The sequence below is a fragment of the Nocardia carnea NBRC 14403 genome (assembly GCF_000308515.1).
GTDB lineage: Bacteria > Actinomycetota > Actinomycetes > Mycobacteriales > Mycobacteriaceae > Nocardia > Nocardia carnea.
On record NZ_BAFV01000053.1, the window covers coordinates 193583 to 216161 of the forward strand.

Below are 22579 nucleotides of genomic sequence, written 5' to 3' on the forward strand. Positions count from 1 at the left end.
GATTTCCTCTGCTCAGTGGGTGGATTGTGGGGGCTGGTAGAGCGGGCGCAGGGCATCGGAGACGGGTTTCGCGCCCGCGTGTGAAGCGACACCGCCGTCGACGGGGATCTCGGCTCCGGTCACATACGAGGCGCCGTCGCCGAGTAGGAACACGACAACGGACGCGACCTCCTCCGGGCTGCCCGCACGGCCCAGCGGCGCGGCGGCGATCGAGGAGTTCCGGAATTCCGCGGGCGCCGACGCGGTCATCGGCGTTTCGATGAAGCCGGGATGCACGGTATTGACCCGAATTCCGCGTTCGCCGAGTTCCAGGGCCGCCGTGCGAGTGAGCCCACGGACCGCCCATTTACTGGTCGTGTAGGCCAGCGGGTAATGGCCCTGGTAGGCGGCGAGGGAACCGATCAGGACGACCGAACCGCCGGCCGGCATCAGCGGTGACAGCGCCTGGATCGCCTGCAACGGACCGCCGACGTTCACCGCATGGGTATCGGCGAGGGCGTCCGGGGTGACGTCCTCGAGCCGCGCCCGCCAGGTGATGCCCGCGCAGTTGACCAGGCCGTGGACCGGTTCACCGGCAAGGTCGGTGACCAACGCCGACCAATCCCCCGGGTCGCGTACGTCGAGCCGGCGGATTCCGTCCCCGGCATTCCGGTCGACCGCGACCGCGCGAGCACCGGCGGCGGTGACCGCGGCCGTTACCGCGGCACCGATTCCCGCCCCGGCCCCGGTGACGACCACAGTGCGTCCGGCGAGCGTGCTCATCGCGGACTTCTTCGGAAGGCCGCGTAGTCGCGCCGCCGCACGGGACTCAGCGGTGGTGCGGGATCGGCGATTCCGACCCGGCCGCTCAACGCACCGATCCCTTCGACGGTGAGCGTCACGACGTCACCGGGTTGCAGCGGCCGTGGATCCTGTTCGCCGCGCCTGCCCCACAGTTCGCCGAGACAGCCGCCGTTGCCGACGGTGCCCGAACCGATCACATCGCCGGGGACGACCCCGCTGTCACGAGAGGCGTAGGCGATCATCGATTCGAAGGTCCAGCCCGCATTGCTCAGCACATCGCGGCCGATCTCCACACCGTTGACACTCACCGCGCAGTCGAGGTCGAGGAAACCGTCGGCGTCGCGGTAGGGGTCGAATTCGTCGGCGGTGACGATCCATGGCCCCAGGCTGGTCGCGAAATCCTTGCCTTTCGCCGGCCCCAGCGACACCTGCATCTCCCGGCTCTGCAGATCGCGGGCCGACCAGTCGTTCATGATCGTGTACCCGAAGATCGCCTCCCGTGCCTGGTCCTCGGGGAGCGACCGGCCCGTCCGGCCCACGACCGCGGCGACCTCGAGTTCGAAATCGCGCACGACACAGGTCGCCGGGAACAGTGCCTCGTCGTCCGGTCCGAGGACGGCGTGCGGGTTGGTGAAATAGAACGTCGGCGCGTCGTACCACGCGTCGGGCACCCCGGACTTGCCGTCCACGCTGCGGCGCACGCCTTCGACGTGTTCCTCGAACGCCACACTGTCGCGGATGGACGCAGGCCGCAGCGGGGCCAGCAGCCTCAGCTCGCTCAGCCCTCGCCCGGCCTGCTCAGCGCGGGCGTGACCGGCCAGCCGGTGTGCTTCAGGCAGACCGGCGTCGATCACGTCGCGCATGCTCAGTCCCGCGGGGAACGGATACACCGTGTCACCGTCGACCAGCCCGACACGGGGTTCCACGAGATCGGGCGCGGTGAAAGTCGCGAGCCGCATCAGACGGGAGGCGCGACGAAGCAGCCGCGGTCGGGGTCGTTGAACGATTTCTTCGCCACGAATTCCTCCATCGGGTTCGCGGTGCCCCACTGGTCGCTCACGGTGGGGTCGGAGAAGTCGTACAGGTGCGGATGCCAGGTGTCCTCGTCGAGTTCTTCCAGTTCGGTGGTGTATTCGACGGTGTTGCCGTGCGGGTCGAGGAAGTAGCTGAAGGTGTTGTTACCCGCCATATGCCGGCCCGGGCCCCACACCTTCTCGACTCCCCCGCGCAGCAGCCTGCCGGTGCCGCGCATGTATTCGTCGATCCCGCGCATCTCGAACGAGGCGTGATGCAGTGAGACGTGCGGGCATCGTGCGATGGCGATGCTGTGATGGAACCGGTTGGTGCGCAGGAACCACATCATCTCGCCCATATGCGAGTGGAAGAGGGTGTCGGACAGCGCGAAGGACAGGTGCCTCTGGTAGAAGGCAACGGTCGCTTCGGGATTCGGCGAATTGATCACGACATGCGACAGCTTCACCGGCACCGACTCCCCCTCCTCGACCCTGCGATGCTGCCGCACGGCCACGTCCGAGGACACCTCGAGCGTGCGGCCGTCGTTGTCGAAGAACCGGAAACCGTAACCGCCACCGGGGGTTTGCAGTTCACCGGGACTGCTGGCCAGTTTCACACCATCGGCGGCCAGCCGTTCCGCCATCGTGTCCACATCGGCGGGAGTCGCCGCACCGAACGCGATGAGGTCGAGGCGTTTCTCCTCGGCCTTGCGCAAGCGCACCGAATACTGTTCCGGCGAGCCGGCCGCGGCCAGGAAGGCGATGCCGCTCTCGGTCGTCTGCGGTTCCAGCCCCCACATATTCGTATAGAACTCGAACTGCTTGTCGTAGTCGGGGACGGCCAGATCGACATGCCGCAGATGGGTGATCAATCGTTCGTTCATGCTTTTGCCCTTCGTTCGGGTCGGGGAATCGGCCGGATACCGCTCAGGCGGGTTCGGCGACCATGTGCGAGATACGGGTCATCAGTCCGGCGATATCGCCCTGTTCACCGTCGAGCAGCCACTGTCCGAGCTGAACCGAGGATTCGACGACATCCTTCGCCCGGGGCAGCCGGCGGCCGGTGAACTCACGCCAGAGTTCCTCGGATACCGCGTCGTGGGCGATCAGCAGTTCGACCAGTACCGCGGCGTCCTCCAGCGCTTGGGCACACCCCTGCGCGAGGGTCGGCGGGCAACTGTGGGCGGCATCGCCGATCAGCACCACCCGGCCGCGGCGCCATGGCCCGTCGATCACATGGCTTTCGAATTTCGCGTAGTTGATCCGGTCCGGGTCGGTCATCGAAGCCCGCACTTCGTCCCACGGACCGTGGTAGGCGGCCGCCAGCTCCAGCATCGCGGCCAGGCCGTGCTCCGGAGTCGGCCGGGCATCGTCGCGGGCATTTTCCACCAGGTAGGCATAAAGAGTGTCGGGCCCGGTCGGGCAGTATCCGGCGATATAGGCCGGACCGCCGTAGTAGAGATCGGTGCGGGTGATCGAGGCAGGCCGAGGGGCGAACAGCCGCCAGATCCCCATGCCGGTGGGCCGCGGCTCGATATCGATACCGAGCGTGCGCCGCGTCCACGAGTGGATACCGTCCGCGCCGACGACGAGGTCGTAGCGGCCGATGGAACCGTCGGAGAAATCGATGTCCACGCCCTGCTCGTCGGCGGCCAGGCCGGTGGGTGCGATACCGAAGCGGATCTTCGCGCCCGCCGCGACGGCCCGGCCCACGAGGATGCGGGCCAGATCGGGACGGAACATGCCCATATTGGCCGGCAGGTCCGGGCCGCCGGAGCGCAACTCGTCGAGTTCGACCAGTAGGGTGCCCGCGGGGTCCGGTGCGCGCAGGCCCAAGGTGTCGTAGGCGTAACCTTTCGCACGCACCTCGTCCCAGACCCCCAGCTGTCGCAGAATGCGTAAAGCATTGCCCTGCAACGTGATACCCGAACCCAGCGCGGCGATATCGGGTTTGGTCTCGACGATTTCGACCGATACCCCGGCCTCGGCGAGCAGGATCGCGGTGGCGGTACCGGCGGAACCGGCGCCGATCACCAACACATTCCGGACAGCAGACACAACAGACTCCAGTGGCTCTCGTGACCTCGCCGAGCCCTCCGCGACGAGGTGGTAGGGACCACTCTGCGACCCAGGTCACCATCACGGAAGAGCGGATCGCTTATGTTCACCATCCACGCGGTTTATGGTTCGAGGTATGACCGCCGGCTGGCTGCGAAATCTGGACCTGAACCTCTTGACGACGCTCGACGCACTGCTCACCGAACGCAATGTCACCCGGGCCGCCGAGAATCTGGGCCTCAGCCAGCCCGCGGTATCGGCCGCATTGCGCCGGCTGCGCCGCCATTTCCACGACGAACTCCTGCACCGCAGCGGTAACCGCTACGAGCTCACCCCCTTGGCCGAGCAGCTCCGTGAACCGGCCGCCGCGGCGCTTGTCGGGATCCAGCGGGTTTTCGACGCGGTCCCCGCTTTCGATCCCGCCACGTCCAGCCGGGAGTTCACCGTGCTGGTCTCCGACTATGCGGCGACAGTATTCTGCGACCAGGTCGCGACCGTCCTCGCCGAACAGGCCCCGGGCGTGCGATTGCGCCTGGACCAGCAGACCGGCGCCCATATCGACCAGGCCCCGGAATCACTGCGCACCGCCGACGGCACCTTCCTACCGCACGGCTTCCTGACCGATCTGCCCTCCATCGACGTGTTCACCGACAGCTGGGTGCTCATCGTGTCGGCGGACAACACCGAGGTCGGGGACACGGTCACCCTCGAACAGCTCGCCGAATTACCCTGGGTGGTCACCTATCACGCACCGACCGCCTTCACCCCTGCGGCCCGGCAGCTGCGCATGATCGGGATCGAACCCGATATCCGGGTGGTCGTACAGAGTTTCCTCGCAGTGCCCTTCATGGTCACCGGAACCCGTTGCGTCGCACTACTGCAACGCCGCCTCGCCGACCGGCTGGCCGCGGCCGCGAACGTCCGGGTTATCCCCTGCCCGTGGGAGGTCGTACCGCTGGTGGAGGCGTTCTGGTGGCATCCCACCCATCGCGCCGACCCCGCCCACCAGTGGTTGCGTTCGGTACTGACAGAAGTGAGCGCAGGTGCTGCGCTGAACTGAACACCGCAGCAGCTCCGCGCCCCACCGCCCGTACTGTGCGGGCAGTGGGGCACGGTTGTCCGGCCGGCCTATCGAACGGATCTGCTCCCCAGGTATCACCGGGGGCGGTGGTACTGCAGTTTTTCCACCACCGGCGCGTCGGAGAAGCGGAACAGGTCCAATTCCGTCTCGGCGTCCAGCGACCACGGCACCCACGACGGGACAACGAAGAGATCGCCCGTGGTCAGCAGCCGTTCCTCGGTGCCCAGAGTCACGCGGCCGTCGCCCTGGAAGACCTGCCAGATCGAGGAACCGACTTCACGGCGCGGTGCGGTAGCGGTCCCGGCACGCAGCCGGTGGAATTCGCAGCGAATGGTCGGCAGCACATCACCGCCGGTGGTCGGGTTGGTGTATTTGATCGCGGCGTGACCAGGTTCGACGGTTGCCGCGTAACCCTCTTTCTCCAACAGCAACTGCTCGGTGAGAGCGCGGTCGGTGTGCTCCCAGCGGTAGGCCGCGATCGGGGTCGAACCGGCGGAGTCCTGCGAAGAGAGGGGGGTGAGACCGGGATGCGCCCACAACCGCTCGGATCGCGAGACGGGCGGTGTGCTGGTATCGGTCACCGTTTCCGGGCCGAATTCGAAGAACCCGAAATCGAGATCGTGGGCGAGCGGGACATCGAGGCCGTCGATCCAGGCCATCGGCTCGTCGGTTTCGTTGTGGTGGCCGTGGAAGCACCAGCCCGGGGTCATCAGCAGATCACCGCGTCGCATTGCCACCGGATCACCGTCGACGACCGTCCACACCCCCTCGCCTTCGATCACGAAACGGAAAGCGTTCTGGGCGTGGCGATGTTCCGGCGCGGTTTCGCGTGGACCGAGCCATTGGATCGCGCACCAGAGGGTCGGGGTCGCGTAGGCGGTGGGGGCCAGGCCGGGGTTGGCCAATCCGATCGCCCGGCGTTCGCCGCCGCGGCCCACGGGCACCAATTCGCCCGAGCGGCGGGCGATATCGAGCAACTCCGACCATTTCCATACATGCGGTACGGCGGCGGGCGCGGGGTGCGCGGCCATCAGATCGGTGGTCTGGGTCCACAGCGGTGCCGTCGAATTACGTGCGAAATCGGCGTAGAGGCGATCGAGTTCGGCAGTCGGTTCCTCGGGGGTGATGTTCTCGCTTGTCACGAAATATTCCTCAAAGACGGGAGTGGGAGGGTGTGAGCGGACCGGTCATTGCACGACGACCGCAGCGTCCGGGTCGGCGCCGGGTTCGACGGCCTTCTCCCGGCTTTCCGCGAGCACCGGCCGGCGAGTGCGCATGGCGTAGATAGCTACAGCACCGGCCACCATGGGCAACACGAACAGGAAGTAGATACCGCGCGGCTCCCAGTCGAGATCGAGTAGTGCGCCGGCGAGTATCGGCGAAAGGATCGCGCCCACCCGGCCGAGACCGATGATCAGGCCGACCGCCGTCGCGCGGACCGATGACCCGTAGTACATGGGACCGATCGAGAACATGCCGGCCATCACCGCGCTGGTGGCCAATCCGAGCAGGGCAGCGGCGGCGAAGGCCACGTTCAGCGATTCCACCGATACTGCGTACAACCCGAAGGCGGCGCCCGCCACAACGAACAACGCGGTGAGGGTCCGTCGCACGCCGAACCGGCCGGCCAGCGGGCCGAAGATCAGCGCACCGGCAATTCCGCCCGCGCTGAACAGCACGCCCGCCTGCACACCGTCGGCGTCGGTGAACCCGCTGCTGGTGACGAGTTTCGGGGTCCACGAGTTGGCGAAATAGAAGCCCGCCATCAGCACGAAGAAGCTGAACCCCAGCAGCAGGGTGGTGACCGGATTGGCGCCGGTGGCAAGTTCTTTCCAGCGGCCGGCCGAACCCCGGGTGCGCGCCGGTGCCGGCGGCAGGGTGTCGAGTTCCGGCTGTCCCAGCCGGACCAGGATGGCGTTCGCCCGTTCGAGCGCCTTCGCGGGGCGCCTGGAGAGCAGATAGTCGAGCGATTCCGGCAGCACAGCCAACGCGATCAGCGCCGTCACCAGAGTCGCCCCGGCTCCGAACAGGAACACCGCCCGCCAATCGAACTGCGCCAGCAGCACACCCGCGATGATCCCGCCGACGGTGCCGCCGATCGGCTGACCGGCCGTGTAGACGCTGATCGCCGTCGACCGGGAGCGGGCCGACGAGTATTCGGCCACCATGACGTTCAGGCAGGCCTGCAGTGTGCCGATCGCCAGGCCGGTGACAATCCGGACGACGAGCAGCATCGCGAAACCGGTTGCCACCGCGGACAGCGCCATCCCGGCGGCGACCACGAATGCGCACACCACGATGGTCCGGCGACGGCCGACGATATCGGCGACCTGTGAGATCACGATGGATCCCACCGCCATGCCGATCAGCGCGGCACTGAGCAGCGCGCCCAGCTGGGAACCGGACAGCCCCCATTCGTCGGAGATATGCGAGGCGCTGAACGCCAGCGCGAGCACATCGAATCCGTCGAGCATGTTCAGCAATACGCATACCGCGACGACGGCGTACTGCACCGGCCGCATCGGCGACGATTCGATCCGGGTCTTGATATCCATGGTCCTATCCCCTTGCCGCGCGCACGTCGTGCCGGGTGCCCGGGCGATCGGCGTAGGCGCTGGCGTCCCGACCGGTGACCCCGACTTCGAGAGTCCCGATACCGCCGATCTCCAGGCGGATCGTCGCGCCGTCGTACAGCGGGCCCACTCCGGCGGGTGTACCGGTGGCGATGATGTCGCCGGGGTACAGCGTCATCACCGAACTGCTGTATGCGACGAGTTCGGCAACGGAGAAGATGAGTTCGGCGGTATCGGTCTGCTGGCGCAGTTCGTCGCCGACCCAGCAGCGCAGCGGGAGGTTGTCGGGATCGCCGATCTCGTCGGCGCTGACGATCCACGGCCCGAGCGGGGTGAAGGTGTCGAACGATTTACGGGTCGATCGGTCCTCGGTGGAGCGCACGGTGATATCGAGGACACCGGTGTAACCGAAGACGTGGTCGAGAGCGTCGTCGGCACTCACATTGCGGGCCGTGGAGCCGATGACGATCGCGAGCTCGCCTTCCTGATCGGTCCGCATATCGCTGTACGGGAGCACGACCTGCTCTCCCGGCCCGATCACCGAGGAGTTGGCCTTGAGGAAGACACCGTATTCGGCGATGGTCTTCTGCTCGTGCATCTCGAGTTTGTGATCGAGGTAGTTGACCGGCGCCGCAACGATTTTGCCCGGGCGCGCGATCGGCGCGAGCAGCGCGGCACCGGCCAGCGGTTGGACGGGGCACGCGGAGAGGTCGATGCCGGCGAGATCGGCCACGCGACCGCCCTGTTCGAGCCACGGCAGCCAGGGCCCACCGTAGCGGCCGGGTGAGGTGGGCAGATATTCGGTGACGTCGTAGACGTCGGTGCCGGAGACGACGGCGGCGCGGTCACCGCCGAGTACTGCTAGACGCATGAGAAGAAAACCTTGTCTGGGAGAGAGTTCGGGCTCAGGAGTGGGCCGAATCGAAGAGCGGGCCGCGGTAGACCCAGTCCGCGTGGCCGTACAGGTCGGCGGTATCGAGCCGGTCGAGCAGTTCGTTGCGCAGGTGGCGGTGCACACCGCGGGCGTGGCAGATCTCACCGAACATGCGTGCCTTGGTCTGCACCTCGGCCGTGCGCGGAATCCTGGCTTCGGTGAAGCGGCGGATCACCTCCGGCCATTCGGTATCTCCGGCGTCCTCGCGAACCAGCGTTTCGAGGGTGTTCGCATCCTCGAGCGCCTGGCAGCAGCCCTGGGCCAGGTACTGCAGCATGGGATGGGCCGCGTCACCGGTCAGGACCAGGCGGTCGTGGCCCCAGTCGTCGGCCGGCAACCGGTCGTAGAGCGGCCACCGGCGTTGCTTACCGATATGCGCGATCGCCGCCCGCACCTGCGGATGGCATTCCGCGAAGGCGGCTTCGAGTTCGTCGACCCCGCCGAAGTCCGCCGCGCCGCGCCGGAAACCCGGCGATTCGAACACCGCGACCTGGTTGAGCACCTCCCCGGACCGCAACCGGTACTGCACCAGATGGCAGCCGGGCCCGGCCCAGACCACCACATCGTCGAGTTCGCGATCGGCCGCGGGGACCTCGTCGACCGGGACGGTACCGCGGTAGGCGACGTACCCGGACGGCTGGAGTTCGTCTCCGACAATGGCCTGCCGCAGCACCGAATGCAGCCCGTCGGCCCCGATCGTGGCCGCGGCGGCGAAGGTCCGGCCGCCGGCGGCGTGGGCGACGGTTCCGGAGTCGGTGGTGTCGACCCGTTCGATCCGCACATCGGTCAGCAATTCGACGCCCACCCGGCGGCAGGCCGCGAGCAGGATCGCATGCAGATCCGTCCGGTGGATCACCACGTACGGAGTGCCGTAGCGGGCGCGGAAATCTGCCCCCAATGGAAGCCGGGCAATCTCCGCACCGGAGATCGCGTCCCGCATAGCGATATTCTCCGGCGCCACACCGGCCGCCCGCACCTGATCCAGCAACCCCCACGAATCCAGAATCCGGGTGGCGTTCGGACCGAGCTGCAGACCGGCGCCGATCTCACCGAACTCACCGGCCTGCTCGACTACCACGACTTTCCGGCCGGCTCGCACGAGGCCGAGTGCGGTCGCGAGACCGCCGATGCCCCCACCGACCACCAGGACACCGTTATCCAGGTCACACTCAATCATGCGAGAAAGCTAGAGCGCGCCGCCCCGTGGACGGAATAAGATTCCGCTATGCGCAACCCACCACTGCCCGAACGGCCACCCAGCGCGGTGGGCTCCCTCGACCGTGGCCTCCGCCTGCTGCAGCTGCTGCGCGACTACGGCAGCCTGCGGGTGATGGACGCGGCGGCCGATCTGGACATCTCCCGCTCCAGCGCCCACCGGCTCCTGCAGACGCTCGCCTACCGGGGCTTTGCGGTACAGGACGAATCCCACGTCTACTTCCCCGGTCCCTCCCTGGACGCGGCACCGGCGCGGCTCGCCTGGACCAAAACCTTCCGCGCGCTCTGCCAGCCACACCTCGAAGTGCTGTCCCGGCGCAGCGGTGAATCGGCGAACCTGATGATCCGGGTCCGCGATACCGTCCGGTTTCTGGGCACCGTCCGAGCCCAGTCTGTGTTCGCCACCAACGATCGCGACGGGGTGGTGATGCCGGCGCACCGGGCGTCCGGCGGAAAAGCGCTACTGGCGACTCTGTCCGAAGAAGAACTCCGCCAGCTGTATCGACGATCCGGTACCGGTACCAGCCCGTCCCTCACCGAGAACGAATTCCTTTCGCTGACAGAATCCCTCATCCAGGTATCGGCGCGCGGTTTCGCCGTCAACTTCGAGGAGACCGAACGCGGTGTCGCCGCTGTCGGGGTCGCGATCAACGACCGGGCGGGCCATCCCGTCGGCGCGGTATCGGTATCCAGCCATGCCGCGCGCTTCACCGGGCTGGCCGACCGGACCTTCGTCCCGTTGCTGCTGGACACCCGGGATCAGATCGAAAAGGACCTGCAGATCATCGATTTGGATATCCGGGACCGGTGAGCGCTCGGCAACCGATTCGGGCGGGTCTGCTCGGCCTGCCCCACCGGGCAGCCACCGATTCGTCACCGGCGCGGACTAGTATCCGGCAGATGTCGTTGCCGAGTGATATGCCAGCGTTCAATCGGTCCGTGGTGGAGGATTTCCGCGCCCACGACGGGGAGATCACGATGGACGGAATGCTGAAGGGGGCCGATCTCGTCCTGTTGACCACGGTCGGCAGGCGGAGCGGGCGGCAACACATCGTGCCGCTCGCCTATCTGACCGACGGTGACGACCGAATCGTGTTGTGGGCGTCCAATATGGCGGCTGCCGAGCATCCGGCGTGGTATCGCAATCTGGCCACCAATCCGCAGGTCATCATCGAACGACCCACCTCCGCGGGGATCGACCTGTTCACCGGCACCGTGCACACCGCAACCGGGGCCGAACGCGAACGGCTGTTCGCGATGCTGGCGGACCGGTTCCCGCATATGGCCGCCCATCAGCAGCAGACCGAACGAGAAATCCCGCTCGTCGTGGTCGGACGCGTATCCGGGCTGACCGAATAGCCGGTCATCGCCCGATCACGGCGGCGGCCAGTGGTCCGTCCAGGCCAGTGCCTGTTCGACCTGCGCGGCCAATGCCATGAGTGTCGAGTCGTCGTGGAGCCGGCCGACCAACTGAACACCGATCGGTAACCCGGATCGCGCGAAACCGGCCGGAAGTGAAGCCGCGGGATTGCCGCATACGTTCCACATCGCCGTGTAGGAGGTCATCGGCAACGCGGCGATCAACCCGGCGACCGCGCCGCGTGGCAGGGCGGGGGCCGGCGGCGGTTCCACCGGAAGCGTCGGGGTGAGCAGCACATCCACTTCGTCGAAGACGGTGTTCACGCGCGCGGCCGCCCGGGCACCCGCTGTGATGGCCCGCCGGATCACCGCAGGGCGGGCCCATGCGCCCAAACGCAGAACGGTACGGGTGCGGGCCTCGAGCCTGCCGCTTTCTTCTACGCGGGCTGCCTCGTCACGGACCCCGCCGAGTACCTGGGTGAGGAAACTGAACCGGATATCGGGGTAATCCGGTTGCACCGGACGTACCTCGTGGCCGAGATCGGTCAGTGTCGCGGCCATGGCGGCAGTCGCCGCCGCCACTTCGGGATCGCCCTGCGTCCCGCGTGCCGGGGGTGTGGTGCACCATCCGACCCGCAATCGGCCCGGGAGAGTTCGTACCGCGTCGACCAGGGAGACCGGCGGTGCGGGCGCACTGTAACGATCGCCGGGCACCGACCCGGCAATCGCATCGTGGACCATGGCGCTGTCGAGCACCGACCGGGTGAGCGGGCCCAGCACACCGAGCGACTGCCAGAGATCCGGATGCGGCGCCGTGCTGACCCGCCCCCGGGACGGTTTGAGACCGAAGAGGCCGCAACACGAAGCGGGAATCCGGATCGACCCACCGCCGTCTCCGCCGATGGCTGCCGCGACCATTGCGGTGGCGACGGCGGCCGCCGAACCACCGCTGGATCCACCGGCAGTATGCCCGCGATTCCACGGATTGTCGGTCCGCCCGGTCGCCTCGGCTTCGGTGAACGGCCACAATCCGAATTCGGGCATCGTCGTCTTGCCGATGATCACCGCGCCCGCCCGGCGCAGTCGCCCGACGATTTCGCTGTCCGCGGCGGCGGGAGTGTGATTCGCCCGGCCACCGAAGGTGGTCACCGAGCCGGCGATATCGTTCTCCTGTTTGATCGCCACCGGAACTCCGTGCAACGCACCGCGCGAGCCGGCAGGGCATGTGTCCAGGGCAGCCGCCTCCCGCAGGGCAGATTCGGCCAAGACCTCGGAGAACGCATTCACCCTCGGGTTCAGCTCTTCGACGGCGGCGAGTACCGCCTCGGTGAGCTCCACCGCGCCGACCCGGCCGTCGCGCAATGCGGCGGCCTGCCCGGCCACGCCGGAGCGGAGTAGATCACGCATTGTGCATCGCTCTCCTGCCGAGGTTTCGCTGGCGCCGTAATCCTGCCAGAACGGCAGGAATGTCTCACCGTGGTGGCGGCAACCCGGCCCGGCTGTCGATGACCGGCTCCGCGAACCGGCCAGGGCGTGCTTCGGCCTCACGGCACAGGGGCGATCATGTAGTCCATGAACAGCAGTGACGTCGCGCGTCTCGTCCGCGAGGTGCTCCGCACCGTCACCCACGGTGAACCGGATGTCACCGCACTGACGGGCTCGCTCACCGGCCTCGGCCTGGATGCGGACACGATCGGCGAGATCGTCGACCGTGTCCGCCGCGACCGCGCCGAGGTCGCACGCCTGCGCCGGCGCGAACAGGAGCTCACCGCGCTGTTCTCCAGCGCCCGCGACCTGGCCGAGGTGCGCGATATCGATGCGCTGCTGGCCAGGTTGGTGGCGCGCGCCCACGAGATGATGGGCACCGACGTGACCTATCTGTCGGAGTTCGACGCCACCACCCGCGACCTGCACGTCCGCAAAACGATGGGAGCGGTGACTCCGCAGTTCCAGGATCTGCACGTACCCGCCGGGACAGGGCTGGCGAGCCGGATCGCCGATACCCGGTCGGCGCAGTGGGTGCCCCGCTACAGCGAGTACGTGGAGGGCACCCACGAGCACACCATCGACGATGCCGTCTTCGCCGAGGGGATCGTTTCGATCCTCGGTGTGCCGATGCTGTCCGACGGCACCGTGCTCGGCGTCCTCTTCGCCGCGACCCGGCAGGAACACCGTTTCACTCCCGCGGAGATCGCGCTGCTCTCGGCGCTGGCCGACCATGCCTCGGTGGTGCTGCAGACCGCGAACGTCCTCGCCCAACTCCGGGAATCGCAAGACCGCACCCGCGGCGCCCTGGACAAGCTGACCGCGCATCTGGAAGCCCGGGACCGGTCGAGCGCGGTGCACCAGGAACTCGTCCATGCCGTGCTGTCCGGAGGCGGTTTCACGCAGGTCGCACGCACCTTGTCCGCGGCGCTGGACCGGCGGGTGACCATCGTCGACGCCGACTCTTTTTCGATCGCCACCTCCGCGGCTGCCGACAGCGAGTACGTCGCGGTGAGCCTGTCGCCGGATGTGCGGGCGGCGATCTCGGTGAGCCGGGTCAGCGGGCACTGCCGGACGGTCGAGAACAACAGGTCGGTCGAGGCGGTGGCCGCCGTCACCGCCGGTGAACTGTATTTCGGCGCGCTACTGCTCACGCCCGGCAGTGTGGAGCTCGGTCCGGTGGAGCGGCGCACGATCGAGCGGGCGGCTCAGGTCGCGGCGCTGCTCGCCCTACAGCAGCGAGCGGTCACGGACGCCTACCGCCGTGAACGCGGCGAACTCATCGCCGACCTGCTGGATTCGTCGCCGGAGAGGCGGCGCGATATAGACCAGCGGATGCGTAACCACCGCCTGACCTCGTCCGATGTGAAGACGCTGCATATCGTCGAGGTGCCGCCGGACCGGCGGGCCCGCGCCGAACGCGCGGCGGCGGGGTTTCTCGGCGACAGCGGGCTGGTGGGCGAGCATGCGGCCACCGTCGCCGTGATCGGAGCGGCCGCCGATCCGATGGCTTTCGCGGACGACCTCCGCACTCACCTCATCGGCGCGCTCGGAGCGCCGGTTCTCCTCGTGACCCCGCCACCGGCCGCAGCTCCCGACGAGCTCCCCCGGCTGTTCCGCACCGCGCAGCAGACCGTGCGCCTCCTGGCGGGGCTGGGGATCGACAACGGCGCCGTCGCCACCGACGCCTACGCCCCGTACACGGTCTTGTTCGGTGCTAACCCGGAGGCCCTGCAATCGTTTCTCGATCTCACCATCGGCCCGGTCGTCGACTACGACGCCCGGCACGGTACCGATCTGCTCACGACCCTGCGCACGTTCGTGCGGCACGAGGCGAGTCCGACGAAGACGGCGCGCGCGCTGAACTATCACACGAACACCATCCTGCAGCGTCTCGACCGTCTCAAAGCCCTGCTCGGCGCGGAGTGGCGGCAGGACGAACACCTGTTCCGTATCTCCCTCGCCACCCGGTTGGACGAGTTGCGTTCGGTATCCCGGCAGTGACGGCCGAATATGCGGTCAACACACCGAACCAGAGATTTCATGTGCTCTGGACACATGTCGCCGGTTACAGCGTGGTCGTAGCGTCGGTATCCGGCAGATTTCCCCGGGGACGCGGATACCGCGTCCCCGCTACATGGAGGGCGCAGTGACCGTCAACAGCAGAATTCCCGGTTTCAAGGACTCGTCCGTCGAGCAGCGCCGCTCGGTGGTTTCCGAACGCACCGGGGTTGCTGTCGCGGACCTGGATGTCCTCGACCCCGCGCGCGGCCTGGACACCGAACATGCCGATCACATGATCGAGAACGTGATCGGTGTGCTGGGTATCCCGGTCGGCATCGCCACCAACTTCCGGATCAACGGCCGCGACTACCTGGTCCCCATGGCGACCGAGGAGCCGTCGGTCGTCGCCGCGGCGAGCAATGCCGCGCGGATGGCCCGCGAGCGGGGCGGATTCTTCACCTCGGGCACCGGCCCGGTGATGCAGGCGCAGATCCAGTTGCTGGACCTACCCGACCCCGAGGCCGCGCGGCTACGCATCCTGGAACATTCTTCGGCCGTCGTGGACCTCGCCAACGAACAGGATCCGACGCTGGTCCGGTTCGGCGGCGGCGCCCGGGATCTGCACGTACGTCTGGTCCCGACCCGCACCGGCACCCATGTCGTCACGCATCTGGTCGTCGATGTGCGCGACGCGATGGGCGCCAATGCGGTCAACACCATGGCCGAAGCCATCGCACCCCGGCTCGCGGAGATCGCCGGGGGCCGGCCGCTGCTGCGCATTCTCACCAATATGGCCGACCGGCGGATCGTCCGGGCCCGCGCCGTCTTCGACCGCGATCTGCTGGGCGGCCAGCAGGTCGTCGACGATATCGTGCACGCCTCGGCGCTGGCCGAAGCCGACCCGTACCGGGCCGCCACTCACAACAAAGGCATCATGAACGGCATCACCGCCGCGGTGCTGGCCTCCGGCAACGACACCCGCGCCGTGGAGGCGGGCTGCCATTCCCACGCCGTCGGCCCCGACGGCCGGTACACGGCGCTGTCGCATTTCGAGAAAACCGCCGACGGGCACCTGTCCGGCACGCTGGAGGTGCCGATGGCGGTCGGCCTGGTGGGCGGGGCGACCAAGGTTCATCCGGTGGCGCAGTCGGCGATCAAGATCCTCGGAGTGACGACGGCCACCGAACTCGCCGAGGTCGTGGTCGCGGTCGGATTGGCCCAGAATCTGGGCGCCTGCCGGGCTCTCGCCGCCGAAGGTATCCAGCGCGGCCATATGAGCCTGCATGCCCGTACCGTCGCAGTTACGGCCGGTGCGTCCACCGCCGAACTCGATTCCGTCGTCGCACAGCTCATCCAGGACAAGAACATTCGCGTCGAGCACGCCGAAAAAGTACTCGCGGGCCTGCGGAGCCGGAGCTGAGATGACACCGGATACCGAGGCCGTCCGGCGGCCCGCACCGCACGTCCACTGCAGACCGGACCTGCCGGCAGCGGTCCGGGTCTACGAGGTGGGCCCGCGCGATGGCCTCCAGGCGGAAGCCACCGTCGTACCGACGCCGGTCAAAATCGACTTCTGCCGACGGCTCGCCGCCGCAGGGGTTACCGAGCTCGAACTCACCAGCTTCGTCTCGCCGCGCTGGATCCCGCAACTGTCGGATGCCGAACAACTACTCGCCGGCCTCGAGCTGCCCCGCGATATCCGCCAGGTGGTGCTCACCCCGAACCATCGTGGGCTGGAGCGGGCACTGGCGGCCGGAGCTGCCGAAGTTGCCGTATTCGTCAGTGCAACAGAGACATTCGCGCAGAAGAACCTGAACACCACCGTCGCCGGAGCGCTCGAATCCGCACGCCCCGTCGTGGCCGGCGCCGGAGCGCACGGGCTCACCACCCGCGCATACATCTCGATGTGCTTCGGCGATCCCTGGGAGGGCGCCGTCGGCACCGGGACCGTCGCCGATATCGCCGAACACCTCTTCGATATGGGAGTGGCTTCGATCTCGCTGGGCGACACCATCGGTGTCGCCACTCCCGGACACGTCCACGAACTCCTCGAAGCCCTGTTCGCACGGGGGATCCGGCCCGAGACCCTGGCGATGCATTTTCACGACACCTACGGCCAAGCACTCGCGAACGTCTACGCCGCCCTGACCGCCGGCGTCACCGAGTTCGACAGTGCGGCCGGTGGCCTGGGTCGCTGCCCGTACGCCGCCGGAGCCACCGGAAACCTCGCGACCGAGGACCTGGTGTGGATGCTGCACGGACTCGGTATCGCCACCGGTATCGACCTGGATGCGCTGGCCGCGACCTCCCGGTGGATGTCCACCGTCCTCGGCCGCCCCAGCCCTTCGCGAGTGGTCAGCGCACTCGCCGCCTCGACTTCCTGACCCGCCCGACCCCCTCGACGCCGACGGAGTACCCATGCCCACCGAACCCGCGCCGCCGCCAGTGCCGGCGGCACCAGCGGACCCACCCGCCACCGCACCGACCGCCTCGGGCGGCGAACACCCGCAGTACCTGGAGGTGTGGGGGGACACCGTCGTCGGTCGCCATCTGGCCGTCTCCGTGGTCATCGGTATCGGGTTGAGCCTCGCTGCGCTGCTGCTGTCCGACTGGGCGTTCTCCTCGTTCGTGGCGAACGAATCGCTGGCCGAGGCCTACGCCCTGCTGGTGGGTATCGCCGGATGTGTGGTGGCCGGGGTGATCTGCGGGCGGATGTTCCGGCCGAAACGGATCGTGGTCACCGACGCGTCCGAAGATGTGGCTGTCGGCGAGGTCATCGCCGCGTTGCGCGAAGAACGCCAAGGCCTGGGATCGCTGGACGATCTGCCCGACCACACCCGCCGCGAACTCGACGATCTCGGGCTGCGCCCGCAGTTCGCCGCGGCCGAACGCGAGAACCCCGGGGCCACCTCATGAGTGCGATCCTCACCAGCGATATCGCGCTGGCCGTCATACTCGCCGTGATCGGCGCGATCGTCTTCTCGCTGATCGGAATGGTGTCGGGAACCGACGAAACCGCCACCATCGCCCCACTCACCCTGCTGGTCATCCTGCTGGGCGCCCCGCCCGCGGCAGTGTTCACGTTCTTCCTGTCCGGAGCCGTGGCCAAACATATGACCCATGCGGCGCCGACCACGCTGCTCGGCATCCCCGGGGACACGATGGCTGTCCCGCTCATGCGCGAAGCCCGGATGCTGCGCGCGCTGGGCGTACCCCATATCGCACTCCGTAAGGCGATCTCCGCGGCGGTTATCGCCGCCGTGATCGCCGTCCCGGCCGCGGTCCTGTTCGCCACGCTGCTGGCCCCGGTCGCCGACCACGTCCAGTCCGCCGCGCCGTGGTTGTTCCTGCTGGCCGCGATCGGTATCGCCTATGCATCGCCCGGGAAATGGGCGGGCGTGCTCGCGCTCGTACCGTTCGTCGTGCTCATCCTGGGTCTCAAACAGCTCACCGAGTCCTATGATGTCGCGCTCAATATCAGTTATTTCCTCGGTATCGCCGTCGGACCGCTGATCGCCGACCTCTTCTTGTCACTGGGCCCGGGACGCACCGAGATGGCCCGCAAGGAACCGGCGACGGTATGGCTGGCGCCCGATGTCAAGACCTGGAAGGGCTACTTCCCCAATCCGTTCCGGATACTCGACCGCGGGCAGACGGGTTATGTCGCGGCCACCGCCACGGTGTCCAGTGCCACCTTCGTCTTCAGTCCGGTCGCCATGACGGTACTGATGGGCGAAATGGTCGCCACCCGGGTCAAACACGGTTACCGCCGGCTCACCTCGGTGATCGCCGCGCGTAACGGCACCACCGAATCGACCTATATCGCCGAAGCGCTCATCCCGCTCATCGCGTTCGGGCTGCCGTTGAGCCCGGTTGCCGCCGGGCCCGCAGCACCGCTGTTCAACGCCCCACCGGTTTTCACCACCGATGACGGCAACGGCAATATCGACAATCTGTCGACCGCGCTCTCCAATACCGAGTTCCTCTTCTACGGACTCGCCGCCGTCGCGGTGGCGATCCTCATCGCCTACCCGTTCGCGATGAATTTCGCCCACCGGGCCGCGAGTATCGTCGTGCGCTACGTGAGCCACGAGGCCATCATCGCCGCATTCGCCGGATTGGTCGTGGTGATCAGTGTCTGGGAGGGCGGGGTACTCGGCCTCGCCGTGACGCTTACGGTCGGCCTGGTCGGCGGTCTGCTGTGCCGGTTCTTCAAGATCCACGCCGGAGTGTTGTTCATGGGCTACTACGTGGCGGTTTTGACCATCCCCGCGGTACTCGCACTCTGAAACGCCGGCCGTACCGAAGCACGGCGTGTACCGGCCCTCACCGGGGCGGTACACGCCGTTCGCTGTGTCGACAGCCGTTTTCGGTCGGGAGCGGGGTGTTCCGGTTCGCGGCGACCGATCTGCGGGGCCACACAGAATCTCCACAATTGACGCCTGGTCTCTCCACACGGGGTGGCTAGGCTCCCCGATCATGGAACAGAAGGCACCGGTAGGGGGAGCGGCGGCGCGGCGGATCCTGGTGGTGGACGACGAACTCACCATCGCGGAATCCGTGGCGGCGCGGTTGCGGGCCGAAGGATTCACCGTGGAGCTGGCCCACGACGGGCCCGCCGCGGTAACCGCCGCGAGCACATTCGAACCCGATCTCGTCGTTCTCGACGTCATGCTGCCCGGTTTCGACGGACTGGAGGTGTGCCGGCGGATCCAGGCCGAACGCTCGGTACCGGTCCTGATGCTCACTGCGCGCACCGACGAAACCGACCAGCTCATCGGTCTCGGTGTCGGCGCCGACGACTACCTCACCAAACCGTTCTCGCTGCGGGTCCTCACCGCCCGGGTTCACGCCCTGCTGCGGCGGGTCGAACGCGCCGGAGCACAGCACGCCGCGATCACCGTGGTCGGCGATCTGCGGATCGACGCCGATCAGCGGCGGGTCTGGCGCGACGGCGTCGAAGCGCAGCTGACACCACTGGAATTCGATCTGCTGGCCCGGCTGGCGCAGCGCCCCCGCGCGGTACTGGCCCGCGAACGACTCCTCGAGGAGGTGTGGGATTGGGCCGACGCCGCGGGCACCCGCGCGGTCGACAGTCATATCAAGGCATTGCGCCGCAAACTCGGCGCCGACCTGATCCGCACCGTCCACGGTGTCGGCTACGCCCTGGAGAGCAGATGAACGGGCCCACCGACTCCGCCGGCCCGGGCGCGGTCCTGGGCCGAGTGCGGCGGGCATCGGGCCGGGTGGCGGCGGTACTGCCGCGGCCACTGGACCGGATCCGCTCCATCAAACTCAAACTGGCCGTCCTGATGACCTTCGCCGGCGGACTCGCCTTCGGCTACTTCCGCCTGCAGATCGGCTGGCTCCCACCGATGACCACGCTGGCGGCCATGGTGATCGCGCTGGTGTCCTCCCAGTTCCTGGCGCACGGCATCACCACGCCGCTGCGGGAGATGACCGCGGCCGCGCAACGGATGGCACGCGGCGACTACACGAGCCGAGTGCGCGCCTCCTCCCGGGACGAAGTGGGCCAGCTGGCCGCGGCGTTCAATCGGATGGCCGATGATCTGGCCGCCGCAGACCAGCAGCGCCGCGACCTCATCGCGAATGTCTCGCACGAATTACGTACACCGATCACCGCGCTGAGCGCGGTCCTGGAGAACCTCGTGGACGGGGTATCGCAACCCGATCCGAAAACACTGGAAACGGCTCTCGCACAGACCGAACGGCTCGGGCGGCTGGTCTCCGAACTGCTCGACCTGTCGAGTATCGAAGCCGGTGCCGTCCCGCTCGACCGCGGCGTATACGCCATCGCACCGCTTTTCGCGGAAGTGGTGGCCGAGGCGGAGGTGATGACGGCGGCATCGGGCCGCGGGGTCCGCCACCGCAGCGAGGTCGATCCGGCGACCGCGACCGTGTACGCCGACCGGGCCCGCCTGCACCAGGTTCTGCTGAACCTCTTGGACAACGCCGCCCGGCACGGTCCGGCCGGCGGTGAGGTCCGGCTGCACGCCCACACCGTGGGCGGCGACCTCGTCATCGACGTCGAAGACGACGGCCCCGGTATACCGCCGGCCCAGCGCGAGCACATCTTCGACCGATTCACCCGCGGCGGCCGCACCGACGGCGGCGGCACCGGACTCGGACTCGCCATCGCACGCTGGGTGATCGATCTGCACCGCGGCTCCATCGCCGTCACCGACCCCGGCTCCCGGATCCGCGTGATCCTCCCGGCCGCCGAATCGCCCGACCACTGACCTTTCCATCCACACAGCCCGGCCGCCGATCGGCCCCGGGTCGATGACGCACACCCTCAGGAGGGACACCTATGCCCAGAAGAGCCGCACCGAACGACGACACCCCGGAACGGAGGCGCCCGGTGACGTCCACGGAATCCGGCGAGCCCGAACACTCACCGGCAACCACGCACCCAGCGATACCGGGAACCGCAGCGTCGGCCGAGGGCACGAGCACCGGTTCGTCGGACCCCGCCGAACCAGGCGCGGCGGCGAAAGCCGCCGTCTCGACAGCCTCGACCGATGGAGAGGGGGTCGCGGTCGCCGGCATCGCGAAATCCCCCGCCGGGAACGAACCCGCCGCGGATTCGACATCCGATGCCACGGTCCGGGGGCCCCGCAGCCAGGTACAAGTGCAGCCGTCCAGCGTGCTGGAAGCACCGGAATATCCGAGACCGCCGGCCGTCGCGCCACGCCGGCTTCTGATCGCCTACCCGGCGGGTGTCCTGCCCGCGGCAGGTATCGCGGGTTTGGTCGCGGCGGCGGCCGTTCCGCTGGACCGGCCCGGAATCGGCTGGCTGCTCGCGGGTTCCGCAGCGGCAACCGCGGTGGGTCTGGTCCATCGCCGGGCACGTCGTGCCGCGGGGCCGGAGCACGGACAGGTTCGCAATCGGGAAGGGTTGTGGTGGGCTGTCGCGGCACTGGCATTGCTGGCGGTCGGCACTTTCCGGGCCGCAGGATGGTTGTTCGTGCTGTGCGTGGCGGCGGCAGCAGTAGCCGGATCGCTGGCGGTGGTGGGCAGGCGTTCGGAGCGCGGAGTGTTCCGGGAGGCACTGGCTGTTCCGCTGGCATCGGTCGGTGCGGTCGCCTGGGTGTACAACGCGCTGGGCAAACGGCCCGACGGTGCCGGTGCGCGTAATCGCCGGCTCGGTGTGTCCGCCGCGGTCACGGTCGCGTTGCTGGCGGTGTTCGTACCGCTGCTGTCCGGCGCCGACGCGACGTTCGCGGCTCTGGTCGACGGTCTGGTGCCCCGGTTGGACGGCAACACCCTGACCCGCTGGATCGCGGTGTTCGTGTTGGCAGGTATCGGAACGCTGGGCGCCCTGTACCTGCTCGCCGGGCCCCCGCTCCCGGCCGAAGATAAGCCGGATTCCGCGAAACGCACGCTGGCACAGCTGGAATGGGGTCTGCCGGTGGGCGCCCTGACAGCGGTGTTCGCGCTGTTCCTCGGGGCGCAACTCGTCGCCCTGTTCGGTGGCGACGACTACGTGCAACGCACCGCGGGCCTCACCTACGCCGAATATGCCCGGAGTGGTTTCTGGCAGCTCTCGGCGGTCACGGTCCTCACGCTCGCCGTCATCCTGCCGGTCCTGCACCGGGCCACCCGGGATACCGCCGTGGACCGGCTGTGGTTGCGCGGCCTGTTGTGCGCGATCAGCGGGCTCACGCTGGTGATGATCGCCTCCGCGCTCGGACGGATGTGGACCTACCAGCAGGCGTATGGATTCACCGTGCTGCGATTGCTGGTCGGCACCTGCGAACTCTGGCTCGGCATCGTCTATGTGCTGGTGATCATCGCCGTCCTGCGCCTGGAAACGGCGTGGCTGCCGCGCACTGCGGTCGCGACGGCAACGGCCGCCCTACTGGCGCTGGCCGCGCTGAATCCCGAGGGCCTGGTCGCCGGCGAGAACATCGACCGCTGGGAGCGCGGCGAGGATCTCGACGTGCACTATCTGGCCGGCCTGTCGGTCGATATCGTCCCCGTCCTCGACCGCCTGCCCGCCCCGATGCGCAACGATCTGCTCAACCGGCTCGACAACAATCTCGACGACGAC

General features: G+C 68.0%; 20 protein-coding genes. 11 read left to right on the plus strand and 9 right to left on the minus strand.

The annotated features are described in order from the left end of the window. Positions 1-12 precede the first annotated feature (12 nt). Genes ON22_RS19460 through ON22_RS19475 form a run of 4 tightly spaced genes read right to left on the minus strand, consistent with a single transcriptional unit; the run spans position 13 to position 3854 of the window. Entirely contained in the window at positions 13-762 is a 750-nt protein-coding gene (locus tag ON22_RS19460; RefSeq protein WP_033241118.1) for an SDR family oxidoreductase, read from the minus strand. Beyond that, on the minus strand, positions 759-1742 hold the full coding sequence (locus tag ON22_RS19465) for a fumarylacetoacetate hydrolase family protein (RefSeq protein WP_033241117.1): 984 nt from the start codon (positions 1740-1742) through the stop codon (positions 759-761). Before ON22_RS19465 ends, ON22_RS19460 begins: the two co-directional genes overlap by 4 nt. Next, the gene (locus ON22_RS19470; protein ID WP_033241116.1) at positions 1742-2680 is read right to left on the minus strand and encodes a VOC family protein; all 939 of its coding nucleotides are present in this window, start codon (positions 2678-2680) and stop codon (positions 1742-1744) included. Before ON22_RS19470 ends, ON22_RS19465 begins: the two co-directional genes overlap by 1 nt. Positions 2681-2723: 43 nt before the next feature. Continuing rightward, positions 2724-3854 carry an FAD-dependent monooxygenase gene (locus ON22_RS19475; RefSeq protein WP_033241115.1) on the minus strand — a complete coding sequence of 377 codons (1131 nt, stop codon included), beginning with the start codon at positions 3852-3854 and terminating at the stop codon, positions 2724-2726. Between the two features lie 136 nt (positions 3855-3990). On the opposite strand from ON22_RS19475, the gene ON22_RS19480 reads away from it, so the two are divergent. Then, entirely contained in the window at positions 3991-4914 is a 924-nt protein-coding gene (locus ON22_RS19480; protein ID WP_033241114.1) for a LysR family transcriptional regulator, read from the plus strand. 95 nt (positions 4915-5009) lie between these two features. On the opposite strand, the gene ON22_RS19485 is transcribed toward ON22_RS19480, so the two are convergent. The 4 genes from ON22_RS19485 to ON22_RS19500 are packed head-to-tail and all read right to left on the minus strand — an operon-like array spanning position 5010 to position 9619. Beyond that, complete coding sequence (locus ON22_RS19485) at positions 5010-6062, minus strand: cupin domain-containing protein (protein ID WP_033242103.1); 1053 nt, start codon at positions 6060-6062, stop codon at positions 5010-5012. 60 nt (positions 6063-6122) lie between these two features. Beyond that, complete coding sequence (locus tag ON22_RS19490) at positions 6123-7490, minus strand: MFS transporter (protein WP_051157824.1); 1368 nt, start codon at positions 7488-7490, stop codon at positions 6123-6125. Positions 7491-7494: 4 nt separating this feature from the next. Next, the gene (locus tag ON22_RS19495) at positions 7495-8379 is read right to left on the minus strand and encodes a fumarylacetoacetate hydrolase family protein (RefSeq protein ID WP_033241113.1); all 885 of its coding nucleotides are present in this window, start codon (positions 8377-8379) and stop codon (positions 7495-7497) included. 34 nt (positions 8380-8413) lie between these two features. Next, on the minus strand, positions 8414-9619 hold the full coding sequence (locus ON22_RS19500) for an FAD-dependent monooxygenase (protein WP_033241112.1): 1206 nt from the start codon (positions 9617-9619) through the stop codon (positions 8414-8416). Between the two features lie 48 nt (positions 9620-9667). Between ON22_RS19500 and ON22_RS19505 the strand changes: the two genes are divergently transcribed. Then, positions 9668-10468 carry an IclR family transcriptional regulator gene (locus ON22_RS19505; protein WP_033241111.1) on the plus strand — a complete coding sequence of 267 codons (801 nt, stop codon included), beginning with the start codon at positions 9668-9670 and terminating at the stop codon, positions 10466-10468. A gap of 89 nt (positions 10469-10557) precedes the next feature. Beyond that, positions 10558-11016 (plus strand): nitroreductase/quinone reductase family protein, encoded by a 459-nt coding sequence (locus ON22_RS19510; protein WP_033242101.1) that lies wholly within the window; start codon positions 10558-10560, stop codon positions 11014-11016. A 15-nt stretch (positions 11017-11031) separates the two neighbouring features. On the opposite strand, the gene ON22_RS19515 is transcribed toward ON22_RS19510, so the two are convergent. Next, a complete protein-coding gene (locus tag ON22_RS19515; protein WP_033241110.1) occupies positions 11032-12423 on the minus strand; it encodes an amidase in 1392 nt (463 codons plus the stop codon). A gap of 165 nt (positions 12424-12588) precedes the next feature. Here ON22_RS19515 and ON22_RS19520 point away from each other — a divergent pair, with 165 nt between their 5' ends. From ON22_RS19520 to ON22_RS19555, 8 genes are all read left to right on the plus strand, one after another. Next, on the plus strand, positions 12589-14505 hold the full coding sequence (locus tag ON22_RS19520; RefSeq protein WP_043740344.1) for a helix-turn-helix domain-containing protein: 1917 nt from the start codon (positions 12589-12591) through the stop codon (positions 14503-14505). A 133-nt stretch (positions 14506-14638) separates the two neighbouring features. Continuing rightward, positions 14639-15925, plus strand: coding sequence for a hydroxymethylglutaryl-CoA reductase, degradative (locus ON22_RS19525; protein WP_033241108.1), 1287 nt, complete (start codon positions 14639-14641; stop codon positions 15923-15925). Position 15926: 1 nt separating this feature from the next. Beyond that, positions 15927-16889 (plus strand): hydroxymethylglutaryl-CoA lyase, encoded by a 963-nt coding sequence (locus ON22_RS19530; RefSeq protein WP_033241107.1) that lies wholly within the window; start codon positions 15927-15929, stop codon positions 16887-16889. Between the two features lie 34 nt (positions 16890-16923). Beyond that, positions 16924-17421, plus strand: coding sequence for a hypothetical protein (locus tag ON22_RS19535; protein WP_051157826.1), 498 nt, complete (start codon positions 16924-16926; stop codon positions 17419-17421). Further along, on the plus strand, positions 17418-18794 hold the full coding sequence (locus tag ON22_RS19540; protein ID WP_033241105.1) for a tripartite tricarboxylate transporter permease: 1377 nt from the start codon (positions 17418-17420) through the stop codon (positions 18792-18794). Before ON22_RS19535 ends, ON22_RS19540 begins: the two co-directional genes overlap by 4 nt. A gap of 190 nt (positions 18795-18984) precedes the next feature. Then, positions 18985-19686, plus strand: a complete 702-nt coding sequence (locus ON22_RS19545) for a response regulator (RefSeq protein ID WP_063820608.1) — start codon at positions 18985-18987, stop codon at positions 19684-19686. A 131-nt stretch (positions 19687-19817) separates the two neighbouring features. After that, positions 19818-20765, plus strand: coding sequence for a HAMP domain-containing sensor histidine kinase (locus ON22_RS19550; RefSeq protein WP_373280880.1), 948 nt, complete (start codon positions 19818-19820; stop codon positions 20763-20765). Between the two features lie 122 nt (positions 20766-20887). Next, on the plus strand, positions 20888-22579 hold a 1692-nt coding region (locus ON22_RS19555; RefSeq protein ID WP_063820609.1), incomplete at its 3' end, for a DUF4153 domain-containing protein.